The organism is Stenotrophomonas maltophilia group sp. SKK55, assembly GCF_057179845.1.
Map to the genome: position 1 here is coordinate 1 of NZ_JBXUHP010000055.1, position 389 is coordinate 389.

The 389-nt window shown below is 65.8% G+C and carries 1 protein-coding gene; it reads right to left on the minus strand.

The features are described 5' to 3' along the window. Positions 1–389 (minus strand): NAD(P)-binding domain-containing protein (locus tag AC2A1N_RS16615; protein WP_484372917.1); only part of this gene is annotated, 389 nt, incomplete at both ends.

Consider the following 389-nt stretch of genomic DNA (forward strand, 5'->3'; position numbering starts at 1 on the left):
CGCTGAATATCCGGCTCGCGTCCTTCCTGCTGAGCCCTCCACTTCTCGGTTGCGCGTGCGAACAGAACGCGCCCGTCGACATCGTCGGCCAGGAAGGCTGGCACCCGCTGGGTGATCCACGTGGTCTTGGCCACCTTGGAGACCTCGGCCAGAATCTGTGCGCCTGAGTTGCCGCTGCCGATGATGGCCACGCGCATTCCGGCGAAGGGTTCGGGATGGCTGTAGTGGGCCGAGTGCAGCTGCACGCCGCCGAAAGCGTTCAGACCTTCATATCCGGGCGTGCAGGGATGCCGCCACGTACCCGTGGCGCTGATCACTGCACGTGTCTGCCACTGCCGGCCGTCATCTGCTTCCACCCGCAGCCGGCTCCCCGAGCGGCTGATGCGTTT